A 25,696-nucleotide genomic window follows, 5' to 3' on the forward strand; every position below is an offset into this window, starting at 1 on the left:
ACATATCGGAAATTCAGGCTTTGCATCTGAACTGACATTGTTTTCAACAATAAGAAGAAATACACATGGAATTTGAAATTTGGTGGCTGCTAGGCATACCCTTATTCTTTACCCTGGGCTGGAGTGCTGCGCGTATCGATATACGTCAGTTGATCTCGGAGTCCCGCAGCCTGCCGCGTGGCTATTTCAAGGGCTTGAATTTCCTGCTCAACGACCAGCCAGACAAGGCTATTGACGCCTTTATCGACATCGTCAGGCTAGATCCTGAGGCGGTAGATTTGCATTTCGCCCTCGGTAACCTGTTCCGCCGCCGTGGTGAGACTGAACGCGCTATCCGCGTGCATCAAAACCTGCTGGCCAGGCCAGACCTGCCCACAGAGCAAAAAACCCAGGCCATGTATGAACTGGGGCAGGATTACCTGAAAGCCGGTCTGCTCGACCGTGCTGAAGAAACCTACAACCTGCTCGTCAACAGCCCGTTTGAAGCCCAGGCCAGACGCGCCTTGCTGGAAATTTACCAGCGAGAAAAAGAATGGGCGCGTGCGATTGAGGCAGCCAATGCCTTGCAGGAATGTGGTGCTGGTGGCCGTCAAAAAGAAATCGCCCAGTTCTACTGCGAAATTGCCCAGGATGAGCTGGTGCATACCAATACAGAAGCGGCCCTGGCCAATCTTGAAAAAGCACTCGCAGCAGATCGTAATAATGTACGCGCCATCATCCTCATGGGTGATGTGTATATGGCCAATGGGGACACTGAGATAGCTCTGGCTACCTGGCGCCGGGTGGAGCAGCAAAGCGTGCCGCATGTGGCACTAGTGGCGCAGCGCCTGATGGATGCATACCGCAAGCTCGACAAGTCGCAAGAGGGATTGAACCTGCTCAAAAATTACCTGGCAGAGGCACCGTCGATAGATTTGCTGGAAGTCGCTTTCAAGGCCACGCTGGAGCTGGAAGGTATAGAAGCCGTCAATAGCCTGGTCAGTGAAGAATTGCGCCGTACCCCAACGCTGCTGGGTCTGGATAAATTGCTGGATGGTCGCATCATGGTGGTGCCACCTGAAGTCAGGCCGGAACTGGCCATCATCAAGAACCTGGTACATGGCTATGCGCAAAAACTGGCGCGCTATCAGTGTTCCAATTGCGGTTTCAAGGCCAGGCAGTTTTATTGGCATTGCCCTGGCTGCAGTAAGTGGGAAACTTATCCACCACGCCGCACAGAAGAGCTGAACGTCATGAATTAATGATCGCTGTCATGCCTGAGTGCAGACTGATTTGCGCAAGGTTTCAGGGATACTCGTTAAGTTAAAGAATCTTGAATAAGGGCTGCAATCTGAAAATCTATGTGGATGACTAGATATTTGGATGTGCAGAATGACTTATTTTTATTTGGTGATCAAAAAATGAAAATCACAATTATTGGTACAGGTTATGTCGGTCTGGTCACAGGTGCCTGCCTGGCTGAGTTGGGTAATGATGTATTTTGCCTCGACGTCGATCAGCGCAAGATTGACATCCTCAATAACGGCGGCATCCCTATCCATGAGCCGGGCCTGGAAGAAATCGTTGCGCGCAATCGCGCTGCGGGCCGCATACAGTTTTCTACCGATGTTGAAGCCAGTGTCAAACACGGTGACGTGCAGTTTATCGCTGTCGGCACACCGCCGGATGAAGACGGTTCTGCCGACTTGCAATATGTCGTGGCGGCGGCAAAAAATATCGGCAAGTACATGACGAACTTCAAGGTAGTTGTTGATAAATCTACCGTGCCTGTGGGTACCGCAGACCGCGTCAGCGCTGCCATCGCTGCTGAATTGACGGCACGATCAGTGACGGCAGAGTTCTCGGTAGTTTCCAATCCAGAGTTTTTGAAAGAAGGCGCAGCAGTAGAAGACTTCATGCGCCCTGACCGCATCGTCATCGGTTGCGACCAGACACCGCAAGGTGAAAAAGCCCGCAGCCAGATGAAGAAGTTGTATGCGCCTTTCAACCGCAATCATGAACGCACTTACTGGATGGACGTGCGCTCGGCAGAGTTCACCAAATACGCAGCGAATGCCATGCTGGCGACCCGCATCTCTTTCATGAATGAGCTGGCGAATCTTGCAGACCATGTTGGTGCTGATATTGAGGCGGTGCGACACGGTATAGGTTCTGACCCGCGCATAGGTCATAGTTTTTTATATGCAGGTTGCGGCTATGGCGGCTCCTGCTTCCCCAAGGATGTGCAGGCGCTGGAACGTACAGCACAAGACCATGGTTTGAATCTCCTCATCCTGCAGGCAGTGGAAGCCGTCAATGCGCGTCAAAAGCAGGTACTCGGCAACAAGATACAGCAACGCTTTGGCGAAAACCTCAGTGGCCGTCATTTTGCCATCTGGGGGCTGGCATTCAAGCCGAATACCGACGATATGCGTGCAGCTTCTTCACGCGTCTTGCTGGGGGAGTTATTGCGTGCTGGTGCGACTGTGGCAGTGTATGACCCGGTCTCCATGCAGGAAGCCAAGCGCGTATTTGAACTGGATTTCTACGATGCGCCAGAATTGCTGGCATCCATACGCTATGCAGCCAACCCCATGGATGCACTGCTTGAAGCCGACGCGCTGGCGATTGTCACAGAGTGGAAGGCCTTCCGCAGCCCTGACTTTGATGAAGTCAAGGCACGCCTGAAACAACCAGTGGTGTTTGATGGCCGCAACCTGTTCGAGCCCACGGTCATGACCGAACTGGGCATTGAATACCACGGCATAGGCCGCTCCGTATTGACGAATAAATGACAAATAAATGACGAACTAATAATGCAGAATATGGATGCAAAAAAAAATACAGCAATGAAGCGTATTCTGGTTGCTGGCGATGTCATGCTGGACAGATACTGGTTCGGCGAAGTTAACCGCATTTCACCAGAAGCACCTGTGCCTATCGTGCGCGTGGAAAAAAGTGAAGAACGCCTTGGCGGTGCCGCCAATGTGGCCCGCAATGCCGTCGCCCTGGGCGTGCAGGCTGCCTTGATGGGTGTCATCGGTGACGATGATGCAGGCAATAGCATGGAGCGCCTGCTGAAGACTTCAGGCATAGAAGCCTACCTCAGCCGTGACCAGCAAATCTCTACCATCATCAAGCTGCGCGTCATCGGCAGGCAGCAGCAGTTGCTGCGCATCGATTTTGAAGAACGCCCGACCGAACATGTCTTGCGCGACAAACTGAATCGCTTTAATTCTTTGCTGACTGGTTATGATGTCGTCGTCTTGTCCGACTATGCCAAGGGCAGCCTGGTGAACGTCAGCGCGATGATCACTGCGGCCAAGGCTGCAGGCAAGATCGTGCTGGTTGATCCCAAGGGCAGTGACTTCAAACGCTATGCTGGTGCCAGCCTGCTGACACCGAACAAGTCGGAGTTGAAGCAGATCATCGGTGACTGGCCCAATGAAGAAGAACTGACATCCAGGGCCCAGCAACTGCGCGCAGATTTGCAAATCGATGGTTTGCTGCTGACCCGCTCAGAAGAAGGCATGACCCTGTTCACCGCCAATGGCGTAACCCATGTGCCAGCGATGGCGCGTGAAGTATTTGATGTCTCTGGTGCCGGTGATACCGTCATCGCCACCATGGCCGTCATGCTGGCGCAAGGCAAATCCATGCAAGAGGCGGTGGTGATTGCCAACCGTGCTGGTGGGATTGTGGTCGGTAAGCTTGGTACGGCTACGGTGACGTGCGAAGAACTCTTTCCTGAGTCTGCGCATTAAATTAGTACCTGAGCTGGCTTGAAGGATTCAAGCCAGCATCCTCAATACTGGTGTATCAGGCGATCGCCCCAAAGCGAAAGCTTGATGCCACTACGCCGCCAAAAATGTTTTCTTCATGATAAACACAACTGGCAACTTCATCTTCTGCAGCGCCGACTGCCACCATCAGCGGCAACAAATGCTCTTCTCTCGGATGGGCAACCCGGGCTGCTGGCGCGTCTTCCCAATTGAGCAGACGCTTGACTCTTTCTGTCGTGCTGCTGGCGATCAGGCTGTCCTGCAGCCAGTCATCAAAACTTGATGAGGGCTCTTTTGCCAGAGGGCCAAAGCGGCGCAGGTTATGGTAGCTGAGGCCACTGCCTATGATGAGTATGCCCTCGTCACGCAAAGGGGCGAGCGCACGTCCCAGTGCCAGGTGTTCTGCCGGGTCCAGTCCTTTGCGCAGCGATAATTGCACGACCGGCATATCAGCTTCAGGGTACATCACGGCCAGTGGCGCAAATGCACCGTGATCGAAACCACGCTGCGCATCCGCCTGTGCGGGCAAACCTGCATCCTTGATCAGGCCCATTACGCGTTCTGCCAACTCGGGTGAGCCCGGCGCAGAATAATGTACCTTGTAGGTATGCTCAGGAAAACCACCGTAGTCATACAGCATGCCTGGCCAGGGGCTTGTCATGACCTTGAATGCGCTTTCCTCCCAGTGTGCCGAGATCATCAAGATAGCCTTGGGTTTGTGCGGCAGTTGCCGTGGCATATCAACCAGTGATGCTTCCAGCACATGCATGGTTTTGCGCATGTCTTCCATGTAAGGCCAGGGGCCGCCGCCGTGCGAAATAAAGTAGGTAGGCAATTTCATATGAGTATCCTCCACAGGTCATTTGGTGCAGGGGCTTGTTTTTTCAATTCATTCCATAGAGCCCATGAAATTCATCATAATGTTTCCTGATAAGGAAATCGATGGTGGTAAAGTAATTGTATTGTTTCCAAAAAGTGCAACATTGATGGCGTGAGGCAGATATATGGATGAACTAGATATCAGTGGCATCAGGGTATTTCGTGAGATTGTCGAATCAGGCAGCTTTACCGCCGCAGCTGACAGGCTGGGCATGGCCGCGCCCATGGTCAGCAAGCATATCGCCAGGCTGGAACGCAAGCTGGGTGCCAGGCTGCTTAATCGCAGCAGCCGCAGCATGAGCCTGACTGAGGCGGGCAAGGATTTTTTTGCGCAGGGCAGGCAGGCGCTGGATATTCTTGATGCTGCTGTTGCCTCGGTTGCACAAGAGAGCGGGCCACCACGCGGTGAATTGAAAATCAGCGCTCCGGTCTGGTGTGCCAACGCCGGCTTTGCGAAGGTGCTGGCAGATTTTCGTCAACATTATCCTCTAGTCAGATTGAACCTGCATCTTGATAACCACATGGTAGATCTGGTGGCAGATGGCTTTGATCTGGGGCTGCGGGCGACCGATGAGCCATCACCAGCGCTGATTGCCAGGTCTTTGTGCAAGGTCGAATTCCGCCTGGTTGCCACACCGGCTTTTGTGAAAAATCTGCAAGCTGGCAACAAAGAAGAAGCCATCAACGTGGCGATGATATTGCCCAATTATGTGCAGCTTGAAAGGTTTCACTTGCCAGTGCAAACAGAGTGGGCACCTTTAAAACTGGATGCGGTCATGAAATGCGGTGACACCACGCTCACTTATCACTGCGTACTGGCTGGTATGGGTGCCGCATTTCTGCCCGAGTGGCTGGTAGGTGATGATCTTGCTTGTGGCCGTTTGCAACTGGTGGCAGGTAATGAGCCGGGTTTTACCGGTAATCTGTATGCAGTGTATGCCAGCCGCCGTCAGATGCCACCCAAGCTACGTTGTTTTATCGATTTTTTGATAGACAGGCTGGGTGATTAGTCATATTGACATTTAATTGTGGAATACTTGTCAACGGAATTAACCGAGTTCCGTTGATAGCTACATAGCCAGCGATAAAAACCAGGCTATGTCGTTTAAAGATTCGCTTTACATATTGCTTTAAAAATGTCCAATTATTGAGGGAGTATTCGCATGTTGAAGAAAATTATATTTGGCCTGATGGCTTTGTTGGCTGCTACTGGTTTTGCATTCGCCGATGTCGATGTCAATAAAGGTGACCAGGCCGCACTCGATGGTATCAAGGGCATAGGCCCAGCCAAATCCAAGGCCATCATCGAAGAACGTACCAAGAACGGTGCCTTCAAGGATTGGGCTGATTTTGAAAGCCGCGTCAAAGGCATAGGCGAAAAAAGCTCCACTAAATTGTCTGAAGCAGGTTTGACTGTCAATGGCCAGGCTAAACCTGGTGCAGCAGCAAAACCAGCGGCCAGCGCAGCTCCTGCCAAAGGTGAAAAAGCAGATAAAGCTACAGCGAAGGCAGAGAAAGCAGAAAAACCTGCGCCAGCAGCGTCTGCAACAGCAGCACCAGCGTCAACAGCGGCACCAAAAGCTTCTGCTGCGGCATCTGCAGCTTCCAAGGCCAGCGCAAAATAAGTCTGATTCTTCAGTTCTTTTGTTGAACTGACAGTTCCACAAAACCCCGGAAGTGATTCCGGGGTTTTTTATTAGCTTATTTAAATTCTGTATAAGCCTGATTAGTGCTTGCGAGTGGGTTGTAAAGACTTGATTTGTCTATGAGAAGCTGATTTTTATCAGCCTTGGCGGGGTGTTTTTCAAACAAACTGCTTGCTTATGCGGCAAGCGTCTAAAGGTAACTGCGTTTAGAATAAGACTTTGTCTTTTTAAGCTGTTGTTAAGCTGTTTACCATGAACTATCTGACCATCGAAGACACCATAGGCAATACACCGCTCGTTAGATTGCAGCGCATACCCGGTGACGAAAACCAGCGACGCAATAATGTCATCCTCGGCAAACTGGAAGGTAATAATCCTGCCGGTTCCGTCAAGGACAGGCCTGCCTTGTCCATGATCAAGAGGGCAGAAGAACGTGGCCGTATCAAACCTGGTGATACTTTGATCGAGGCCACCAGCGGCAATACCGGCATTGCCCTCGCCATGGCTGCCGCCATGCGTGGTTACAAGATGATCTTGCTGATGCCAGAAAACCTGAGCATAGAGCGTCGCCAGAGCATGGCTGCTTACGGGGCGCAAATCATGCTGACTCCCAAGACCGGCGGCATGGAATATGCGCGTGACCTGGCAGAGCAAATGCAGGCCGAAGGGCAGGGGGTGATACTTGACCAGTTCGCCAATCCGGATAATCCGCTCGCACACTATGAAGCCACAGGGCCAGAAATCTGGCGCGACACCAAGGGCCAGGTCACCCACTTTGTCAGCGCCATGGGAACTACCGGTACCATTATGGGGGTATCTGCTTATCTGAAGGAGCAGAATCCACAGATACGCATCGTCGGTGCGCAGCCGGAAGAAGGTTCGCAGATACCAGGCATACGCAAATGGCCAGAGGCTTACATGCCGAAGATTTTTGATAAAGCCAGAGTTGATCAGGTAGAGTCAGTCACGCAGGCAGATGCAGAACAAATGGCCCGCAGGATGGCCGTGGAAGAGGGCATATTTTGTGGTATTTCTGCCGCAGGTGCTTGCGAAATCGCTTTGCGTATCGCCCAGACGGTAGAAAACGCCACAATAGTCTTCGTTGTTTGTGATCGTGGCGACCGGTATTTATCGACAGGTGTGTTTCCAGCCTGAGTAGTCGCATCATAGGCGAGTGCAGCCCCGCACTCGCTGATTGAGCCAAAGGTGTGGCTTGCTGATGTAATTGCAGGCATGACTGAGTGGATAGCGTGTATATCTTGCAGGTGCAAGTGACAGGACTAAGGCATACAGCTAAGTTATATAGCTACTTACATCGCTACTCATATAGCCAGATCATGAAGGGCAGTGCTAGATGTGATGAGCAGGTCAAGGCGAGCGGTTTAGCTGCTGCCATTCGTGCGCGCATTGTCATGGCGCTCTGCCATGGAAATCTCCAGGCACTCAATTTTATTGCACTTCTCCGGTAGCTTTACATCAAGCTGTCATAAATCCGGCGCACAATAAAAACAAGAAAAAAAATACCGAAATCACGCTTGTGGCGCATTTTCGGTATTTTTCAATGTAGCAGTTTTCCTGACAACCCGAAGGTCAGACAGGCCAGCAAGCACTGATCAAATTAAAGACTTATGCTGCGTCTTTTGGTTTGAATTGCTTGTCGCTGATACGGAATTTCGCACGACGGTCGCCCATCAATTCGCGCAATTCTTTGATGCTGACATCGCTGATTTCATGCATGCGGATCAGCAGTGATGCGCCGACCGGCAGGCGACGATGCCTGATTTTACTGATTACTGGTGGTGCCACTTCCAATGCTCTGGAGAGTGCTGCATCATTTTTCAAATGCAATTGCTTGATCAGAGTATCCAACAGATTGTTTGGATCATAGTCGATTTCATCGGATTCAAGCTGGGTCAAATTTGCCATAATTACCTCGCTGTGTAGTTTATTGACGCTTAATTAGTTGCTTCAATAAAAAATTAATCAAACGGTAATATTGTATCTTTAAAATATAATTTGCTTGTCAGAAAAATAGCAAACCATTGTTAAATCTCTTGACACTTTGCTTAGTTAAGAAGTAAATGTGTCAACTAGATAACAGCACTTTAGTTTAGAAAATACTGAATGGCAATGTTTATTCCAGTAATTAGTTACTAGAATAACATAAATTAACAATTTTATTTGGTTTATTAAAATCTGTTAAATTGCGATCTTCTTCTCCCATCACTCTGTGATGCGGCGTTAAACACATTAAGTGAGAATTATTTTTGTCTGGCCAAGGCAATGACACGACCCAGATCATAGACTGACATTGCATAAAAATAACTGCGGTTATACAAGGTTATGGCGTAAAAATTTTCTGTTGCAAGCCAGTACTCTGTTGCGTCATTGCCATTTTGCAGATCGACAAGCCCGTAAGGGATATTTGTTGGCGCATCGCTACTGGCTGTTGTCGCTATGGCTTTTAAATCCTGCAACTGATAGCTGGCCTGCAAACCTTTGCCCAAGGCCGTGCTGAGTTGTTCATTTTTCTCATGCAACACTAGAGTGGCAGGGAATGCGACAGGTAAATTGCGCTTCCAGCCATGTACTGCCAGATAATGGGCGACACTGCCTATCGCATCCACTGGTGAATCTGTCAGGTTGATCTTGCCATCGCCATCAAAATCCACTGCATATTTCCTGATGCTGCCAGGCATGAATTGTGGCCAGCCTATCGCGCCTGCGTAAGAGCCTTTAAAAACAAAAGGATCAAGCGAGGCTTCCCTGGACATCAGCAACATGTTTTCCAGTTCCCCCCGGAAGAATTGCATGCGTGTATCGCGAGTCGGTGTGTCAGGGTAATCAAAGGCCAGCGTAGTCAGCACATCCATGACGCGAAAGCCGCCAGTCTGCTTGCCAAAAATGGTTTCTACACCAATCAGGCCGACGATGATTTCTGGCGGCACGCCATATTCCTGCTCGGCTTTGGCGAGGGCATCGGCATATTTATCCCAAAAAGCAACACCAGCTTCGATGCGGTAAGGCTCGACAAAGCGGGCGCGGTAGGCTTTCCAGTTCTTGGGTTTGCCTGCCGGAGCAGGGCGCATCAGTTGCCTGGCGGTTTCTATGTATCTGGCTTGCTTGAAGATGGCTTTCAATTCTGCTTCGGTATAGCCATGCTTGCTGACCATTTCCGAGATGAAGCTGGATACTTCCTTCCATTGCTCAAAATGGCTTTCATCTTTTTTTGCCTTGGCAGCCGGGGCAGAACTGGCTGCCGCCGTGCTCCTTACAGGCTTTTTCACTTGTTTTTTTTCTGTTGCTTGGGCTGCGCCTGAGGTGAGCAGTGCGACTGCGATAATGAGTGAGTAAATGCTATTCAGCAGGATGCCTGGCTGGCGTGATGCGTGGGATGTCAGAGAGATCAAAATACGTCTATTAAAAATTAGCGGCATGCTGCCAGCAAGGTTTTCAAACGCCGGATCAGCGTACTTTCCGGACCTGGGTCTTTGCCGTAGCGGGCACTTGCGTACAGTGTCAGAAAACGCTCGGCATTTTCAAATTCAGCTGCGGGCAGGCTGCTGCGCAATCTTTCCAGATAGGTTTTTGGCCCCTCATGCAAAGCGCGTGCTGCGGTCTTTTTTTCCATCTTGCGACAGAAAGAAAAGTATACCTTATCAAGCGCTGTGACACGTGGCCGGTTGCGAATTAAGGGCAGGGAGATCAGGCCAAGTATCAGGCTGGTCGCGACAAAAAACAACATGGTCAGTTGTGTCCAATCCACTTTCATGAGACCCATGGAGTTCAACAAGCTCCTCTGGGTATTCTGGTTGTAGTTCAATACCCATTGATTCCAGGAGTTATTGACGGCGCTCCATTGCATGCGTACCTGATTGAAAAAGGAAATTCCATCCGGGCTCAGGTTCATGAGGCCCGCCAGGCCCTGGCGCGGCACGGCATAATTGAGTGAGCGCTGCACCCTTTCCGGTGCTACGGCTGCGGTCGGGTCTATCCTGAGCCAGCCTTTGCCTTCCAGCCAGACTTCGGCCCATGCATGTGCGTCGGACTGGCGTATCTCAAGATAGCCATCGACAGAATTCAGGTTGCCGCCCTGATAGCCGGCAATTACCCTCGCCGGAATATTGGCGGCGCGCATCAGCAGGACAAAGGCACTGGCATAGTGTTCGCAAAAACCAGCCTTGGTATCGAACAGGAATTCATCGGCACTATTCCTGCCCAGACGCGGTGGTTCCAGCGTGTAGGAATAGGCTTCACGGCGGAAGTAGTTCAGTATGGCCCAGATCAACTGCATATCATCGGGATATTGTTGTCTCAGCGTCGCAGCAAAAGCCAGGGTGCGTGGATTGTAGCCTTCTGGCAGTTTCAGCGAATCGGCCATCATTTCCCGGTTGCTGCTGGCTTCCAGGGCATAGGTAGTATACGACTCTATCGTGTATTTAAGCCTGTCATTGGTGACTTGCTCGCGCCGGGTTTCCATCAGTCTGTTGATGATGGCGACGGTACCGGTATTGGTGTCCAGCTCGGGTTTGCCTGCGGGCATGTCGAGTGCAAACAGCCAGTTTTGCCCATTTGCTTCCAGCGTGATTTCCTGGCGTATGGCCTGGCCGCCATATTTAATCCAGTTTTTGTCCTGGTCAGTTTTATAGGAAGACCTTTTTTCTTCCTGCGACCAGCTGCGTCCGTCGTATTTATTCATGACGATGCCACGCCAGTAAAGCTGGGGTTTGGCCGGGATGAATTTATCGAACTTGACGCGAAAGGCAATTTCTTCAGACTGTGCCAGTTCGCTGATATTCCCCGGCGACATCGAGTTCGACAGACCGCTGCGGCCAGATTGTGCATCGCCTGGCAAGCCCCACAATGGACCCTGTATGCGTGGGAACAGCACAAAAGCGATGATGGTCAGCGGAATTGCCAGCCCCAGTATGCTGGCCCCAAGCTTGAGCCTTTGCAGTAAAGGCGGTACTACGCCTGTGTAATGGAAGGATAACTGCGCTGTCAATAACAGACACAGCCCTGTCAATGTCAGCATGGCGGCGAAGATGCTCTGCTGATAAAAGAAGCTCGTCAGTAACAGGAAAAAGCCAAGAAAAATCACCACGAACAAATCTCTCTTGGCATGCATTTCCAGCAGCTTGCAGGTCAGCAGCAAGACCAGCATGGTGACGCCAGCTTCCCGGCCAAAAAAAGTCCTGTGCGTCAGATAGACTCCGGCCATCATCATCAGAGCAACCGGCAGCAGCAGCCAGGCAGGGGGCAGGCGGCGTCCGCTCAGGGTCAGCCATCCTCGCCAGGTCAATAACAGGGCGCAAGAGGCATTCACCCACCATTTGACATGGTCAGCATGTGGTAATAATACGAAGACGCAGGCAAAGATCAACAGCAGGGTATCTGCCTTGTCACGTGACAATATGGTGCGGAAGACTGGCAATTTCATGATGCTGGTATCTCGTAGAGCGCCAGTGCGCGCAGGCAGGCCTCACAGTGCTCTGGCCCAGTAGTTGGTGGATACTGTGTTTGCGCCAGCCTGAAGCCATAAGTCAGGCCGCGCTGATCAGCCTCCAGTACCCAGCTGGTCAGGCGTGACAGTTTTAGTTCTGTATCCATATTCCGGGGCAGCGCAGCAAAGTCCAGCATGACATCGTTGCCAGAACCTCCGGCGAATTGCTTGGTCACCAGTGAACCACCCAGGGCTGTATCGACTTTGGCAATCTGTTTCCAGGCCAGGTGTTTCATGGCGTCGCCAGGCTGATAGGCACGCACACCGGCAAAATCTTCATCACCGGCATGGCCTGGTGCTTCTGTCTTTTGCCCGGCACCTGACATGGGCAGGGGTGGTGGATTTGCCTCTGGTTGCGGATAGACCAGCGCATTGGCATCTGGCAGCCAGGTACTCCAGGCGCGTAACAGGCCCAGCGGGTAACTGGTTTGCAAACGGATTCTGGGTATCGCTTGCAAGCCCCGGTTCGTCGTCGGGTAGCTGAGCTGCACTGCAACGCGGCTGTCGGCAGCGATATCAACAAATTTTTCCGGATGACCTTTTTCAGCAAAACCCACGCTGATGGCATAGCGTGGGTGAATGCGGCGGTTGATCAGATACACTGTATATTCGGTTTCTTCGCCCGCAAAGACAGCCCGGGCCGAGCCTGGCAGCAAGTGCAGGTAGGCCAGATTGCGAAAGCCATAAAATACATTGACCAGCGCAACGCCACCCAGTACATAAGTCAGGCCAAAGCCCAGGTTCAGGCTGTAGTTGGTCGCTGCCAAAAACATCAGTAGCAAAAGGACGACATATACCAGCCCGGGTTTGCTGGGCAGGGTGAATACCCGTCGCTGATTCAGGAACACTTCACCACTTTCTGGCTTGTGTTCCAGAAAAACGATCTTGCGCAGTCTTTTTTTTATCGATGTGAACATGCCGTGATTGATCTATGGCTGTGCAGTTCAGACGCTGACGCGTTTCATCAGTTGTGCCAGCAATTCGCTACTCGCACTGACCTTGCCTGTCATTGACTTCAAGGGGCGCAGCCTGTGCGCGATAACGGGTATCAATACTGCCTGCACATCTTCAGGCAGGACGTGGTCACGGCCTTCCATGGCCGCCCAGGCACGCGCGGCCTGTAACAGAGCGATAGAAGCACGTGGGCTCATGCCCTCGGCAAATAAATCGCCCTGGCGTGTTGCATGGGCCAGTGATTGCACGTAGTCGATCAGCGCTGCTGAAGTATGGATTTTTTTGAGTTGCTGCTGTGCTTCCATCAATTCTTCCGGTTGCATGATGGCGGGCAATTGTGCCAGCAGGCTGCGTCTGTCTTCACCCAGCAAAAGGGCACGTTCTGCTGCGGCATCCGGGTAACCGAGCGACAGGCACATCAGAAACCTGTCGAGTTGCGACTCAGGCAGGGCAAAAGTACCCACCTGATGGGCAGGGTTCTGGGTGGCGATGACAAAGAACGGCGAGGGCAGGTTGCGCGTTTGCCCCTCTACCGAGACTTGCCTTTCTTCCATGGCTTCCAGCAATGAGGATTGGGTTTTGGGTGTTGCGCGGTTGATTTCATCTGCCAGCAGTACCTGGGCAAACACGGGGCCGGGATGAAAAACAAATTGTGATTTTTCCCGGTCAAAAATCGAAATGCCAACCACGTCTGCTGGCAACAGGTCGCTGGTAAACTGCAGACGGTTGAACTTCAGACCCAGGGAAATTGCCAGTGCATGCGCCAGTGTGGTTTTGCCTACACCAGGCAAATCTTCTATCAGCAAGTGTCCACCCGCCAGCAAACAGACCAGTGCCTGCCTGATTTGCTGTTCCTTGCCGATGATGACGCTATTCACCTGTTTTGCTACTTTATGTACTTTGGAAAACATGTTCGTCCTTGCTGAGCAATATTTATTGTTGCCTGAAAATCATGATGGTTCAAGCCAGCCTGGGCTGGCCACGCAGATGAATTGTCAAATTTCTGTGCCCACAGTGTAAACCGAAATGTGAAAAACTGTTGCCCATAGTGAAAAGATTCAGACAGACGGATTTGCAAAATCAGGCAAATAGGGTGAAACTGATGGCAAGACGGATAAGATAAACAGAACTGAGTTCACTCATACTGCGCTGGCAAGCTAATGCCGGACTGGTTTTGTGGCAGTTCTGGCACAGAGACATGACAACTGCGTATTTCACCCATGCTGACTGCAAGCGCCATGAAATGGGCTCATGGCACCCCGAATCACCCGAGCGTTTGCAAGCCATAGACGATCAACTGATCGCCAGCCGTATCAGCAACTTGCTGGACCATCGCGAAGCACCTCCGGCGACGGAAGCCGATCTTGCGCGCGTGCATACTGCCGACGCCATTTATCGCATACGGGAAAACTGCCCCTCAGAGCGCTCTGAATACAGCCATTTCCCGCTGGATGCTGATACTTCACTGAATGCTTACACCTGGCTCGCCTCCTTGCGTGCCGCCGGTGCCGCTCTAGCGGCAACCGATGCCGTGCTTAATGGCGAAGTGGAAAATGCCTTTTGCGCCATACGCCCGCCAGGACACCATGCGACCCCCAGTGAAGCCATGGGTTTTTGCATGTTCAATAATATTGCCGTAGCGGCCAAGCATGCATTGGAGGTACGCGGTCTGAAGCGTATTGCCATCGTCGATTTTGACGTTCATCATGGCAATGGCACTGAAGAAGCTTTCAGGGGTGATGAGCGGGTCCTGATGGTCAGTTTTTTCCAGCACCCGTATTATCCTTATACGGGTACTGAGCATCCTGCCCGCAATATGGTGAATATCCCCGTCCCGGCACACAGTTATGGCGATGTGGTGCGCCAGTTAATTACTGAACAGTGGTTACCTGCCTTGCGCAAGTTTGAACCAGAAATGATTTTTATCTCTGCCGGTTTTGATGCCCACCGCGAAGATGATATGGGACAGATGGGCCTGGTCGAAGCCGACTACGCCTGGATCACCAAAGAAATCATGAAGGTAGCCCAGCAGTTTTCCAACAAACGCATCGTCAGTTGCCTGGAAGGTGGCTATAACCTGTCGGCTCTGGGGCGCAGCGTGGTTGCTCATCTTAAAGTCCTGGCTGACCTGGATTGATCATCGTTGAACAAGTATGATTGACTACGCCAGCTTGAGTCCGTTGAAGACGGAACGTCTCCTGTTGCGCAAGATGGAGCGCAGCGATATCGACAGTGCCGCCATCATCCATGGTGACCCCGCGACCAATGTCCATAACCCCACTGGGCCGAGGTCGCGTGAAACCACCAGCTTGTTGCTGGATGACTGGGCCGGGGCCTGGGAACGTCAGCATTTTGGTTACTGGACGGTCTGTTCTATAGATGAGCCGGACCAGGTATTGGGTTTTGGTGGCGTCATGCGCAAACAGATAGCTGATTTCAGTGGCCTGAACATCTATTTCCGTTTTGCTGCGCACACCTGGGGCAAGGGCTATGCAACGGAAATGGCTATGGCTGCCTTGCATGCTGCCTTTGTCGTGCTGGCTGAGGATGCAGTATATGGGCTGGTCAGGCCCGCCAACATACCTTCGCGCCGCACCCTGGAAAAAATCGGCTTGCAGCCATATTCAGAAGTTGAAGATGTGACGGGTGAAGCAGCGAGCCTGATTTACCGCATCACCCGTGCCGATTACCTGATCCAACAAAACTGATACCCCGATCAGGCTACGAAGATCAGGCTACGAAAACCAGGGTGTGAAAATGAAAAAGACACTGAGTGCTTTATTGGCTGCATGGGCCATGCAGACTACATTGGTTCAAGCCGCAGATGATATTGCAAGCGTCACGAGCAAAGTTGCCCAGTTCATTGATGAATGGCATGACGATGCTGCCCACGCACGCCTGCAGTATTTCGACAAGATGGCAAAAGATGGTGTGTATATCGGCACCGACAAGACAGAACGCTGGACGCGTGATGAATTCAAAGCCTGGGCAAAACGGTTTTTTGAACGGCAATCTGCCTGGGCTTTCAAGTCCTTCAACCGCCATATCAGCATGTCGGCAGACCGCAAATTTATCTGGTTTGATGAGCAGTTGCAAACCCAGATGGGTATCTGCCAGGCGACAGGCGTCATACACCAGACCGCACGGGGCTTTGAAATCATGCACTACCAGTTGTCACTGACTGTGCCGAATGAACTGACTGACTATCTCGCTGCCGGTGTGAAGCAACTTGTTGAAAAACAGGCTGAACAGACGCAGAAAAAATAAGCCCTGCAAACTGTTCAAACCTGCTTATGCTCAGGTGCTTTCAGTACTTGATGATGTAACTCAGTGCAAAATACGGTGGGCGGTTTTCATGGGCCTGGCCGCTACCTGTAAATGTCGTGCCATAGTAATAATTGTCGTTATCAATGCCGCCTTTGCTTCCCATCTGATTTTTTCCAGAAGTACCCATGGGCCAGGGAGAAGTCGATTCACCAAAACCAAAATGCTGGTGGCTGGGTATCTGGTCGGTATTGAGTGTGACGTGTTCAGCCCCGCCCGTGCTTTTTAGCGGGTAGTTGCTGAGGCCATTGCCTTGCCCTGTGCCGATGACAAAACGGCTGCGCAGATCTGGCACGGTGCCGCCTATGACGGCAAAAAGATTGGGGTAGGTCGATTGGCTGATAGTTTGCCCGACGCAAAGCAGCCAGCCGTTTGGTGCATCGCTGCCACCAAAAGCAATGATGGAGCCGACTGGCAAGGGATTGATGGCAACCGTCTCAGCGGACTGGGAAGGCGCGGTGTTGGTTAATGTGCTCATGAGTTCTTTTCAAAAAAATGGAATGAATTATGCCAATACAGGATATAGCATTGGCATCTGGATAAAGACGCCTGGAATCTGCAGCTTTAGTATTTGATGATGTAGGTCAGTGCATAAAAAGGTGGCATATTATTGTGAGGAACATTACCGCCAGTGCGGGCTGTCCAGGTCGTAAATGACCAGTTATTGGCTGACCAGCCTTCCGAGTTGCCACCTCCGTTGTTGTTACCACGGTTGCCGCCTCCAACACCATATGCATGACTGTGATTGGGCATTTCATTTTCGCTCAGGGTGTGAGTCTCTTCACCGCCAGCGCTTTTCAATGTGCGGTTGGATAAGCCTCCACCCTGACCTGCCCCGACGATGAAACGGCTGCGCAAGTCAGGTACGTTGCCCCCGATCAAAGAAAACAATGTGGGATGGGTGGATTGATCAATCGCTGATCCGTCGCATATCAGCCAGCCATTAGGAGCTGCACCACCAGCATAGCTGACGACGGTGCCGACCGGCATCTGTATTGTCGCTGTGACTTGCGCAGTGACGACATTTAAATTTGGCATGGGATACTCCGGTCAGTCATTAGTGGTATTGCCATACACATTCAGTGTATAGGTGGTTTGTGGTGAAGTCGGGTTGACTATATAAGTTGACGCGGTTTGCGGAACTGGGAGTTTAAGTGGACTGCCTGAACCGTTGTCAGCAATGATTTCAAAACTGTCCTGTCCCTCAATATCCCATTGCAACTGGAAGGCATAGCTGGCCGGTGGCACGATCGTGGTAGGCTGTATGGTAAAACTATTGATCACGGGCGGGAAGATCAGAGGTACCGTGCACTGTATCTTGTTCAGCTGGTTTTGCCAGTTGCTGTCAGAGTAAGCCCAGCAATAGACAGTCAGGGTCTGGGTCTTGGTAATGCCTGTGATCTGTGGATGCTCAGTGTCATAAATGAGTGCGGGATGTGCCGTAGTGCCGTAGGTGTACTTTTGTTCGGGTATTGTCATGCCTGGTATATAGAAGCTCAGTTTGACGCTGCCAACGCCAAACATGCTCCAGGTCAGCGGGATAGAAACCTGTTCAGTTGAACTGTTAACAGGGATAGTTTCTGCCAGACTGTAGATGCCTATCGCGCCGGGATTGGGTGGAATCTGTTTGCTGATAGGAACGACAAACACCGTATCGTTGTAATGCGTACCATCGTTTGCCATGAAACCGGAAAACTGCACATACATCTGCGTAGGGCCAGTTGGCGTCATCGAAATGATATTGGCGAAAGAGAATGTCACATTTGACTGGTCACCAGTACCTATGATCTGTTTATTGGTATTGTTGGGTGTCAGTGTCCAGGTTGGCGAATTCGCCTGGCCGGTCACTGAGGGGTTTTGTACACTCCAGCCACCCGTCTGATCTACATAGATACCAGCACTGATAGCCCAGGCTGAGCCCGTTTGTGTCGCTTGCTGTTTGTCGTCCGGCGCCAGCGAGCCGCTGGTTGTGCCATACACAAAACTGACTGATACTTTGGGTGAGCCTGTCCACATATTATTGCCATTGAACAGTGGCGTGCTGCCGATATTCTTGAGGTTCAGATACAGGGTGTTGGTCAGTGGATTGCTGATGGCGGACACATAGACCGCTCCGCCAAATTCTGGTGTGACGCTGAGCACCTGTTGCAGATTCAGGTTGCCTGGCGCAGGTTGTGCAACCAGCGCCAGGGCTGAGGATACCTGGCTAGGGACGTTGGCACCGCTGATGTCATTGAAGTTGATCTGCACCACGTCAGCGGTAGGGGTATTCGATGTCAGCACATTATTGATGCTGAAAGTGATGGCGCCATTGCTGAACCAGGGGGCATTGCCACCAGTCCAGTTCAGTTGCAAAGACATGTCGGCACTGTTGTAACTGAAAGTCCAGCCTCCAGGCGTGATATTGCTTATCGTCATCTGCTCCAGTTGTGCAGCCGTGAAATACAGCGGCATGAACACTTCCAGGCTGGCGGCGTTAGTGAGATTGATATCAGCCCCGGTGTCATTGGTGAGCACGATATTCAGGCTGGCTGTGACCCCTGTATAAATGGTAGCGGGCGTGCCCGGTACCGCAGGGTTGTTCATGGTCATTATTACTGAGCTCATAATTTTTTCTGTCTGTTAGGGTTGATCAACATAATAAATGTTGAGTAGTGCAGGCTTGGTTGTTACTGCTTGGTTGTCACTGCTTGTATGCATGCTTCATTCATTACTGTCCGGGGTGAGTTCCAGCCAACCCTCCTGCAGGGTCTGTGGTGAGTAGCCATAGACCGGGGTTTCATTCGCCGCGTTGGCGATCAGCGCTGTCTCGGTAGTGCTGCCCGGCGTGATCCACGACCACGCATAACCGGCCTCCGCAGGCAAGGGTACAACCAGGCCCTGACTCATTTTCAGCATGGGTCTGGTGACGAAATTGACTTGCAGGCTGTTCATTGCAGTCGAGTACTGGTCAGGCGGTATGCTCAGTTCATTGACCGGCAATACGCCTGTCGTGGCATGTACTGCGGCCCGCGGATCAACCAGCATGGTCAGGTGACGTGATGCTGCATTCAGGTTCAGTTGCACCGTGGTTTCAGTCGGTGCCCGGATACTTCCTTGCATGCCAGGATCGGCAGCAGGTGCATAAAATACGGCACCGGTGTAAGGATTGTCGCCAGTGCCATCCATCAGGTAGCCAACCAGCCCGTCATCCAGATTGGCGAGGTCACCCAGCCGCAGTGGGAAGTTGAGGTTTTGCAGGTTGGCACTGCTGTAGGCCATGCGGTCTGTGTAATTGACGCGGTTATTGTTCACGTCTTGCGGGAATGGCGCGCCGGGGCCGCTGCTTGCCTGGCTGATTGGCAGCAGGTTGCCAGCAGTTTCCAGCCCGACCGAGGCCCTGACCAGGGCCAGGGGATTACCCAGCAGGACTGACAGATTCGCATCCCTGGCGTAATTGGCCGGGTTGATATAGTCGGCAGAGTCCAGTATCACCTTCATCAGATCTTGCAGATAGCTGGCGTTCTGGCCATTGATGTACCACATGTAGTTGGCCAGATTCGCATTCACCTTGGGTGAGCCTGGTTCGCCTATGTCATACGCCAGGCTGCTGGTGGGATTGTCCAGGTTACCGGCACGGGTGCGATAGACCAGGGCAGGGTTGGTGCTCAGATGTTCTATGCCAAACGTGCCTATCGGGCTGCCATCGGCATTGTAGAAAAACAGGTTGTTGTCGAGGTGATTCGGCATGATCCAGCCGCACACGGGTGAGGTGGCGGGGTGATGGCTCATCTCTTCAAAATCACCTGTGATACCGGCGATGCTGGTGTCATAAGAGGCTGACAACCATTGGAACCACAGACGGCTGGAGGCCAGTAACCTTGGTGGCAGATAGATTTTGCCCTGGTTCGCTGTATCTTCGGCGGGCGGCGTCATGGAGTAGGCGGTGATCACTTCCAGCGATCCATCGGGATTGCTGGCCGCAGTCGCCAGATCCATGCGCTGGCCGAAAGCATCGACGATTTCTATGCTCATGATTTCCAGGAAACCAGAACGCAGGGGGCCAAAATTACCCTGAGCCAGCAAGCCCGTGGAGATAGGTTGCTGGCTGTTGAAGCCAAAGTCATACCAGTTGTCCCAGGCATTTTTTTTAGCGGCGTTGGCGACAGCGGTGGTCACGCTGTCGCGGCTACCCTTGGTCAGGTCTTCCACTGCTACCTGGGCGACATCGGCAGCCAATATCTGCTGGATGTTGAAGCCGCTGATCGATTGCGCCAGGAAGTTCTTGTCGGCATACAGATCGGCTATGCTTTGCAGGGTAGGGTTATCCGGGTCGCCGGGGTGGCTGGCTATATAAGAGTTGATCTGGTACACCAGCACACCGGTGGAGTTGGAACTCATGGTCGATGAGTTGCCATAAGTGATGGCGTCAGGCGAGGTGAAGTTCACAGCCTGGCTACCATTCATCTTATAGACATAATCGACCGCATCTGTATCCAGGGTAAAAAAGTCCGTGAGATTCGATGGTGAATAAATCGCGTTGCCATTGTTGTCCTTGGCTTCCCACAGCAAGGGATTAAGTCTGACATTCCAGACCATGAATACCGGCAGGAAAGGGTTGACCTGGCTGGATGGGAAACCGGCTGGGGTAGCCTGGGTGCTCCAGCCTATGGTATTCGGTGCCCAGCCATTGCCGGCAACATTGCTGAACGTGATATTCAGCGACTGTGGCGCGCTGATCGCGATGACCGGATTGGCTGCAGCCTGGTAATTGTCGCTTGCCACCTTGGCAAACAGACTGGTATCTGTGGATGCAGGTACGCCACCGGCATTCGGTGCAATATCAAGCGGGCTCAGGCCACCTTGCGCATACATCAGGCTGGTAGTAAAGGCGGACAGTGAAGTGACTGCCGGATTATTTGCTCCACCTATTGCAGCGAGGCCGGATGCCACTGCCGTTGCCAGCATGGGCGTGATCAGGCAGGCTTCGCTCAGCAGGGCGCTGACATCGGTGCCCATGGGGATATTGCTGTTGATGGCCGGTACGATACCTGTGCTGCTGGCGGTGACCTGGAATTCAGTGCTGTTATAGCAGATATTGAGCTGGCCCAGTATCTCCTGGCTCAGGCGCACAAAGGTCAGTGGATTTTTGCCATTCCTGCGCGCAGGCTCCATCATGTCGCCCTGCATCAGTACCAGAGGTTCATTCGGCAGATAGAAAGCATCACTCTTCGTGCATTGCACTTGCCATGCCGGGTAAGCCGCCAGGGCATTTTGCACTACCTGATAATTATCCCAGACCTTGTAGGCCAGGCTGGAAATCGACACCCCGCTGACAGGCTGGCTGATGCCGGTGACTGCACCTGATTCTTCATTCGTAATATACGACAATATGCCAACTGCCGTGCCCTTGGCGATGACAGCATTCAATTCACCACCGCTGGCAGTGTTGATGAAATTCGTCATGTTGCTGATGCTGATATTCGGGTCAGTGATCTCACCCGTGTATAGCTTCACATAATGCGTCCAGTCCATGAACAATTGCTTGCGCATGGTGGAGAGCGCAGCGCGGCCCATGTCGTAGTTTTTTTGCGCCTGATTCAGCAAATACAGTTGTTCGGCCAGATCGAGTGGCAGGGTGACTTCGATATCGGGATTGACAGGGGTGTCCCCATTGACTTCCTGGCTGCCTATGATCCACAGGTAACCACCAGGGTCGGTAGAGAAGGCATTGCTGTGCAGTGCTTCTTCTAGCGTAATGAGTTTGTTCGGTGTTTTTTCGAGATCTGCCAGCAAGCCCAGTTGCAGGGCATCCAGCAGGTATTCATAATTGCTCAGCACATTCGGGTCATTGGTCTGCTGGCCCATGTCGGTCTTGAGCATGGCAGCCACGGCTTCTTCGGTTGAATTGCCGACGGCAATCTCAACCTGGGTATCCCAGACAGAAACATTGCCTGCATTATTCGACTGCAAAAAGTAAGTCGTCCCGGGATTGCTGAGCATGTTCCAGACGATTTCCTGGCTGGTACCGGCAGACAGGGTTTCTTCAGGGTAGTTGAGCGAAGCTATCGTATGATTTTCATTGAGCTCGTAACTGACATCGGCCATATTGAAGGTCCACTTCATTTTTCCGCTGGTGATCTGCTGGAAAAAGTCATTCGGCGTCAGTTCAGGGGCAACATCATTGTTATTGCAGTCAGTCAGATATTTGTTATAGTCGTCGGTGATATGGGCATCAATATTGGCCAGCGGATCAGACATGCTCTCATTGAGCCAGCCTGTGACCTGGTAAGTTGTGCGGAACTGTATCGTCGCATTCGCCTTCAGGGCTTCATACAAAGATTTGTAGCCGGGATAAGGTACGTCAGAAAAGTTATCCCAGAAGCCAAATACACTGCAGCATTCAGGGTAGTAAGAACCAAAATAGGCACCGACAAAACCTATTGATGTCAGGTACAGTGAGCTTCCATCAGTGGCTTTGTAATTTGGCAGGTAATTCGATGCTGGCGTATTCGCCGGGTTCCAGCTTGCTGCATCGACCACCCGCCCCATGTACATGAAAGGCTGTTGCTGGAAACCAGGCTGGGCTGGAATAGGGACGGAAATAACGGGTCTGATAATGCCGGCAGCATCTGCCTGCAGCGTTGATGACAGATAATCACTCTCGACCACCCAACTCTTGCTGCTGATGCTGCCATAAGCCTGGGTTTGCGTATCATAAAAACTCAGGAAGCGGGTTACCAGCCAGCGGTTAGGCGCAGCCGGGAAAACCAGGTTGCCGCCTTCGGCTGGTTGTGTCCCCTTGCGAAAATAATCAGGCAATTCCCATTGCAGGTGCACACCCACACCGAGCGGGTTGGCTGGGCTGTTAAGCGGATTGCCGCTGGCTGTGCTGCCCAGTGGCGCATAAATCTTGTCACCGGTACTGGCCGCTGCCGGTGGCGTGCCGCCATTCGGGTTATACCAGGGCATGGAATTGAAGCTGGCCGTCTTGCCCTGGAAGCCACCAACGACATTGGTGGCATCATTATTGTTGACGCGCAATGCGGCAATATTGAGTGGAACGATGGCGTTCATCATGATTTTCAGTCGCTGGCTTAATTAATTTGATTTATAAAAACTGACCATGCCCACACCCTCGGTCATCTCAAAGCCCATCTTGGCAGAATCGATGCTGCTGGGGATTGTGGTGCCCGGTGGCGGTGCGACAGAGCGGTTTGCTTGCAGAATGAGCTTGGACAAGCTGTCCATGCCCAGCACGCGCGGCGATATGCTGCGGAAACATGAGCTGATGTCAGTCGGCGTCACCGTCTGGCTCATGGTGACGCTATTCGTCGTCGTGCCATCGTCGGTCTTAGTTGCATTGCCAAAGGTGTACAGGTTCTTGACCGCAGTGGCCGCCTCGCCCCTGACGGTACAGTCATTCTGGAAACAATCGATACCATAATGCAGTGCCTGTGGCGCTTCATGTATATCAACGCGATAGGCATCACCGGCGACCAGACAGATTAAGGTGTCTGATTGTGGTCCCAGTTGCTCCAGTCTCAGGATTTGCAACATGACAGGGCTTGGGTCTTTGGGAGTGCCACCGAGAGGATAGACATTCACGCCCATGCTCGGGTAATCAAGTACCAGTGAAGAGCGCAGGACAAAGCCGCTGATGACTGTGGAATTGCTTTCGCTGAGTTTGGCAGTGGTTCCAAAGGCCTTGGCCCTGACTTGAGAAGCTGTGCCCTTGACCTGGCTGGTCACCTCCGGCAAGACGGCAGATTGCAGATTCATCTCTGGCGTATCGACCTGTGTGGTCAAATTGCGGCCTATGCTCATGGCACCATCCGTCAATGCAGAAATCCAGTTACTGTCGAGATAAAAAAAGCGCAGTGATTCTGGCGGCAGCATGTTTTCATCTGGTACCAGGTAATTAAAGGGCACGCCATGCAGCAGTGCCAGGTTGGCCAGCCAATCCACCAGCACTTGTGGCATGGCAGGATTGGGCAGATTGGCCTGCACATTGGCGGGACTGGAATACGCAGTCTGCAGGTTGCTGATCAGCGATGAGCGCTTATAGACGGATTTCATATTAAGCCTCAGGATTGAGTGACATGATGGTGCGCTTTAGCAGCGAATTTGAACCATGCGGTGCCGGTGCGCCGACCATGAGTTTCATTTGCTTCGCTTGCGGTGCCAGGTCCAGCGAAGCACCCAGGCTTTGTTCCAGCATCTGGTCTTCGACGGATTGTTGCACCTGCATTTCCAGGTCGCGCTTCCAGGTGTAATAGGCGGTTGAAAACGAAGTATCCTGCAAGGCCACCATGCGGCCTATGGTCCAGGCGGCAGCATAAGAGGTATCCAGCAAACCCGTGGTCGGATCAAAGATGGTGGCCGCATCAGGCGAGGCTATTGGTACCTGCAACCATGACTGCGTGACCTGATAAGGCGTCAAGGGGCCTCGATACCAGGACACGGTCTGGCCGGAAGTGCGCAGGGTTTCATTGAGTGGCACGTAACCCATATTCAATGCGCCGCGCACGACCGCATTGCTGCCCTGATAGGGCAGACGCAGATTGGTATTGGTGGCGGCTGGTGGCGGTTGTTTTTTCGGGTCATCAATGACGCGATCATTCAGGCTCAGCAACTGATGGACAAAGGTCGCTGGCTGACCAGTGCTGAAGAAAGTCCAGGTACTGAGTACCGCCAGTCTCAACGAAAGATTGCCATTGTAAGTGTTGCCCGCCGGTGCACCGCCACTGCTGGTGCTGGGCAAAAAGTTCTCCAATTCTTCGAGTGATACCAGAAAGGCCACGGTCTTCTTGCCTGTAGCAGGCAGGCGGTTGCCAAATACGATGGAAAATGAACCGGTAGGTTCACCTGGGTCTGGCGTATTGGTCGTGGTTGGCTGGTTGATCAGGCTGACTACTCGGCCATGCGCCATCTGCTTCAAGTCATCGACACTGGGTGCGATCTTCCAGAACAGGCTTAGCGGCACATCAATGGTCTGGATCGCATCGGTCAAGGTTTCACCAGGCTCCAGTCCCAGTATGTTGGTTGCCCCATTGAAATAGGAATAATTGCTACCCAGGCTGCTGTTCGTGCCAGACGGCAGGGCAGCCTGTGGGAACAGGTCCGCCACACAGCGGGTTGCAGCAGTCAGACTCAGGCTCACACCTTCAGCAGTGCAGGCATCGATATCATCTTCATCCAGCAGCATGACCCATAGCCAGGTTGGTACATCCGCATCGGTATCCGTGCCTGCCTCTGGCGGTGAATACGGAAGTTTATTGGTCGGGTAACGCACCCAGGGGAAGGTTTTTTGTGAAAACACCACATGCGGCAAGACATTGCTGAATTCACCCGAGACATTGTCCGAGGGGAAGACCGAGCTGATCACATTGCCGGGCTGCGAAATCGCAAAGCGGTCTGCCGTTACCGCAAAGGTATAGCTATTGCTATAGTCTGCGCCGCTGACAGCATTACCTGCGTTGTCGATTATGTTTTGCCTTACTTTTAACTGATAACCGCCAGCATCCAGGCCTGGTAAAAAATGCTGGATAAAGGATACCTGCTGGTTCAGCAAATAGGTTTCATCGTCATTGACAGCCATGTTGATCCACACCTTCAGAAAAAATATTCATCTATGCATTATTTGTTGC

21 protein-coding genes are annotated in these 25,696 nt (G+C 52.2%); 9 read left to right on the forward strand and 12 right to left on the reverse strand.

Going from position 1 to position 25,696, the window contains the following annotated elements; all coding sequences use genetic code 11:
- Nucleotides 1-65: 65 nt before the first annotated feature.
- The 3 genes from lapB to rfaE1 all read left to right on the forward strand — a co-directional run bounded on the left by lapB (nucleotide 66) and on the right by rfaE1 (nucleotide 3,743).
- Complete coding sequence (gene lapB / locus ACO0LN_RS02910; protein WP_162042229.1) at nucleotides 66-1,241, forward strand: lipopolysaccharide assembly protein LapB; 1,176 nt, start codon at nucleotides 66-68, stop codon at nucleotides 1,239-1,241.
- Nucleotides 1,242-1,400: 159 nt separating this feature from the next.
- Nucleotides 1,401-2,774 (forward strand): UDP-glucose dehydrogenase family protein, encoded by a 1,374-nt coding sequence (locus ACO0LN_RS02915; protein WP_162059724.1) that lies wholly within the window; start codon nucleotides 1,401-1,403, stop codon nucleotides 2,772-2,774.
- Nucleotides 2,775-2,828: 54 nt separating this feature from the next.
- Entirely contained in the window at nucleotides 2,829-3,743 is a 915-nt protein-coding gene (gene rfaE1, locus ACO0LN_RS02920) for a D-glycero-beta-D-manno-heptose-7-phosphate kinase (RefSeq protein WP_422970886.1), read from the forward strand.
- Nucleotides 3,744-3,798: 55 nt separating this feature from the next.
- Here the strand turns inward: rfaE1 and ACO0LN_RS02925 are convergent, their stop codons facing one another.
- Nucleotides 3,799-4,602 carry a DODA-type extradiol aromatic ring-opening family dioxygenase gene (locus ACO0LN_RS02925; protein ID WP_422970887.1) on the reverse strand — a complete coding sequence of 268 codons (804 nt, stop codon included), beginning with the start codon at nucleotides 4,600-4,602 and terminating at the stop codon, nucleotides 3,799-3,801.
- Between the two features lie 163 nt (nucleotides 4,603-4,765).
- Here ACO0LN_RS02925 and ACO0LN_RS02930 point away from each other — a divergent pair, with 163 nt between their 5' ends.
- The 3 genes from ACO0LN_RS02930 (at nucleotide 4,766) to cysM (ending at nucleotide 7,441) form a co-directional block, all read left to right on the forward strand.
- Entirely contained in the window at nucleotides 4,766-5,650 is an 885-nt protein-coding gene (locus ACO0LN_RS02930) for a LysR family transcriptional regulator (protein ID WP_422970888.1), read from the forward strand.
- 153 nt (nucleotides 5,651-5,803) lie between these two features.
- The gene (locus ACO0LN_RS02935; RefSeq protein ID WP_422970889.1) at nucleotides 5,804-6,265 is read left to right on the forward strand and encodes a ComEA family DNA-binding protein; all 462 of its coding nucleotides are present in this window, start codon (nucleotides 5,804-5,806) and stop codon (nucleotides 6,263-6,265) included.
- 273 nt (nucleotides 6,266-6,538) lie between these two features.
- Nucleotides 6,539-7,441, forward strand: coding sequence for a cysteine synthase CysM (gene cysM / locus ACO0LN_RS02940; RefSeq protein WP_422970890.1), 903 nt, complete (start codon nucleotides 6,539-6,541; stop codon nucleotides 7,439-7,441).
- Between the two features lie 471 nt (nucleotides 7,442-7,912).
- Here cysM and ACO0LN_RS02945 read toward each other — a convergent pair whose 3' ends face one another.
- From ACO0LN_RS02945 to ACO0LN_RS02965, 5 genes are all read right to left on the reverse strand, one after another.
- Entirely contained in the window at nucleotides 7,913-8,212 is a 300-nt protein-coding gene (locus ACO0LN_RS02945; protein WP_110257001.1) for a hypothetical protein, read from the reverse strand.
- A gap of 335 nt (nucleotides 8,213-8,547) precedes the next feature.
- Nucleotides 8,548-9,573: a lytic murein transglycosylase B gene (gene mltB / locus ACO0LN_RS02950; protein ID WP_422970891.1), complete on the reverse strand. Its 1,026-nt coding sequence runs from the start codon at nucleotides 9,571-9,573 to the stop codon at nucleotides 8,548-8,550.
- Nucleotides 9,574-9,713: 140 nt separating this feature from the next.
- Nucleotides 9,714-11,726: a transglutaminaseTgpA domain-containing protein gene (locus tag ACO0LN_RS02955; protein ID WP_422970892.1), complete on the reverse strand. Its 2,013-nt coding sequence runs from the start codon at nucleotides 11,724-11,726 to the stop codon at nucleotides 9,714-9,716.
- Nucleotides 11,723-12,706: a DUF58 domain-containing protein gene (locus ACO0LN_RS02960; protein WP_422970893.1), complete on the reverse strand. Its 984-nt coding sequence runs from the start codon at nucleotides 12,704-12,706 to the stop codon at nucleotides 11,723-11,725. The genes ACO0LN_RS02955 and ACO0LN_RS02960 overlap by 4 nt, the downstream gene beginning before the upstream one ends.
- 27 nt (nucleotides 12,707-12,733) lie before the next feature.
- Nucleotides 12,734-13,654, reverse strand: a complete 921-nt coding sequence (locus ACO0LN_RS02965) for an AAA family ATPase (protein ID WP_422951589.1) — start codon at nucleotides 13,652-13,654, stop codon at nucleotides 12,734-12,736.
- A 287-nt stretch (nucleotides 13,655-13,941) separates the two neighbouring features.
- On the opposite strand from ACO0LN_RS02965, the gene ACO0LN_RS02970 reads away from it, so the two are divergent.
- From ACO0LN_RS02970 to ACO0LN_RS02980, 3 genes are read left to right on the forward strand one after another with little or no spacing between them, the layout of a single operon-like run.
- Nucleotides 13,942-14,880 (forward strand): histone deacetylase family protein, encoded by a 939-nt coding sequence (locus tag ACO0LN_RS02970; RefSeq protein WP_422970894.1) that lies wholly within the window; start codon nucleotides 13,942-13,944, stop codon nucleotides 14,878-14,880.
- 16 nt (nucleotides 14,881-14,896) lie between these two features.
- The gene (locus ACO0LN_RS02975) at nucleotides 14,897-15,451 is read left to right on the forward strand and encodes a GNAT family N-acetyltransferase (protein WP_422970895.1); all 555 of its coding nucleotides are present in this window, start codon (nucleotides 14,897-14,899) and stop codon (nucleotides 15,449-15,451) included.
- Between the two features lie 49 nt (nucleotides 15,452-15,500).
- Nucleotides 15,501-16,010 carry a nuclear transport factor 2 family protein gene (locus ACO0LN_RS02980; RefSeq protein ID WP_422970896.1) on the forward strand — a complete coding sequence of 170 codons (510 nt, stop codon included), beginning with the start codon at nucleotides 15,501-15,503 and terminating at the stop codon, nucleotides 16,008-16,010.
- Between the two features lie 40 nt (nucleotides 16,011-16,050).
- On the opposite strand, the gene ACO0LN_RS02985 is transcribed toward ACO0LN_RS02980, so the two are convergent.
- The 6 genes from ACO0LN_RS02985 to ACO0LN_RS03010 all read right to left on the reverse strand — a co-directional run bounded on the left by ACO0LN_RS02985 (nucleotide 16,051) and on the right by ACO0LN_RS03010 (nucleotide 25,647).
- Nucleotides 16,051-16,545 carry a phage tail protein gene (locus ACO0LN_RS02985; protein ID WP_422970897.1) on the reverse strand — a complete coding sequence of 165 codons (495 nt, stop codon included), beginning with the start codon at nucleotides 16,543-16,545 and terminating at the stop codon, nucleotides 16,051-16,053.
- 86 nt (nucleotides 16,546-16,631) lie between these two features.
- The gene (locus ACO0LN_RS02990; RefSeq protein WP_422970898.1) at nucleotides 16,632-17,105 is read right to left on the reverse strand and encodes a phage tail protein; all 474 of its coding nucleotides are present in this window, start codon (nucleotides 17,103-17,105) and stop codon (nucleotides 16,632-16,634) included.
- Nucleotides 17,106-17,117: 12 nt separating this feature from the next.
- The gene (locus ACO0LN_RS02995) at nucleotides 17,118-18,674 is read right to left on the reverse strand and encodes a hypothetical protein (RefSeq protein WP_422970899.1); all 1,557 of its coding nucleotides are present in this window, start codon (nucleotides 18,672-18,674) and stop codon (nucleotides 17,118-17,120) included.
- 96 nt (nucleotides 18,675-18,770) lie between these two features.
- Nucleotides 18,771-23,123 (reverse strand): hypothetical protein, encoded by a 4,353-nt coding sequence (locus tag ACO0LN_RS03000; RefSeq protein WP_422970900.1) that lies wholly within the window; start codon nucleotides 23,121-23,123, stop codon nucleotides 18,771-18,773.
- A gap of 24 nt (nucleotides 23,124-23,147) precedes the next feature.
- Nucleotides 23,148-24,125, reverse strand: coding sequence for a hypothetical protein (locus tag ACO0LN_RS03005; protein ID WP_422970901.1), 978 nt, complete (start codon nucleotides 24,123-24,125; stop codon nucleotides 23,148-23,150).
- A 1-nt stretch (nucleotide 24,126) separates the two neighbouring features.
- Complete coding sequence (locus ACO0LN_RS03010) at nucleotides 24,127-25,647, reverse strand: hypothetical protein (RefSeq protein ID WP_422970902.1); 1,521 nt, start codon at nucleotides 25,645-25,647, stop codon at nucleotides 24,127-24,129.
- Nucleotides 25,648-25,696: the final 49 nt, after the last annotated feature.

The sequence above is a fragment of the Undibacterium sp. TC9W genome, from assembly GCF_049339865.1.
In the GTDB taxonomy this organism is placed as follows: domain Bacteria; phylum Pseudomonadota; class Gammaproteobacteria; order Burkholderiales; family Burkholderiaceae_D; genus Undibacterium.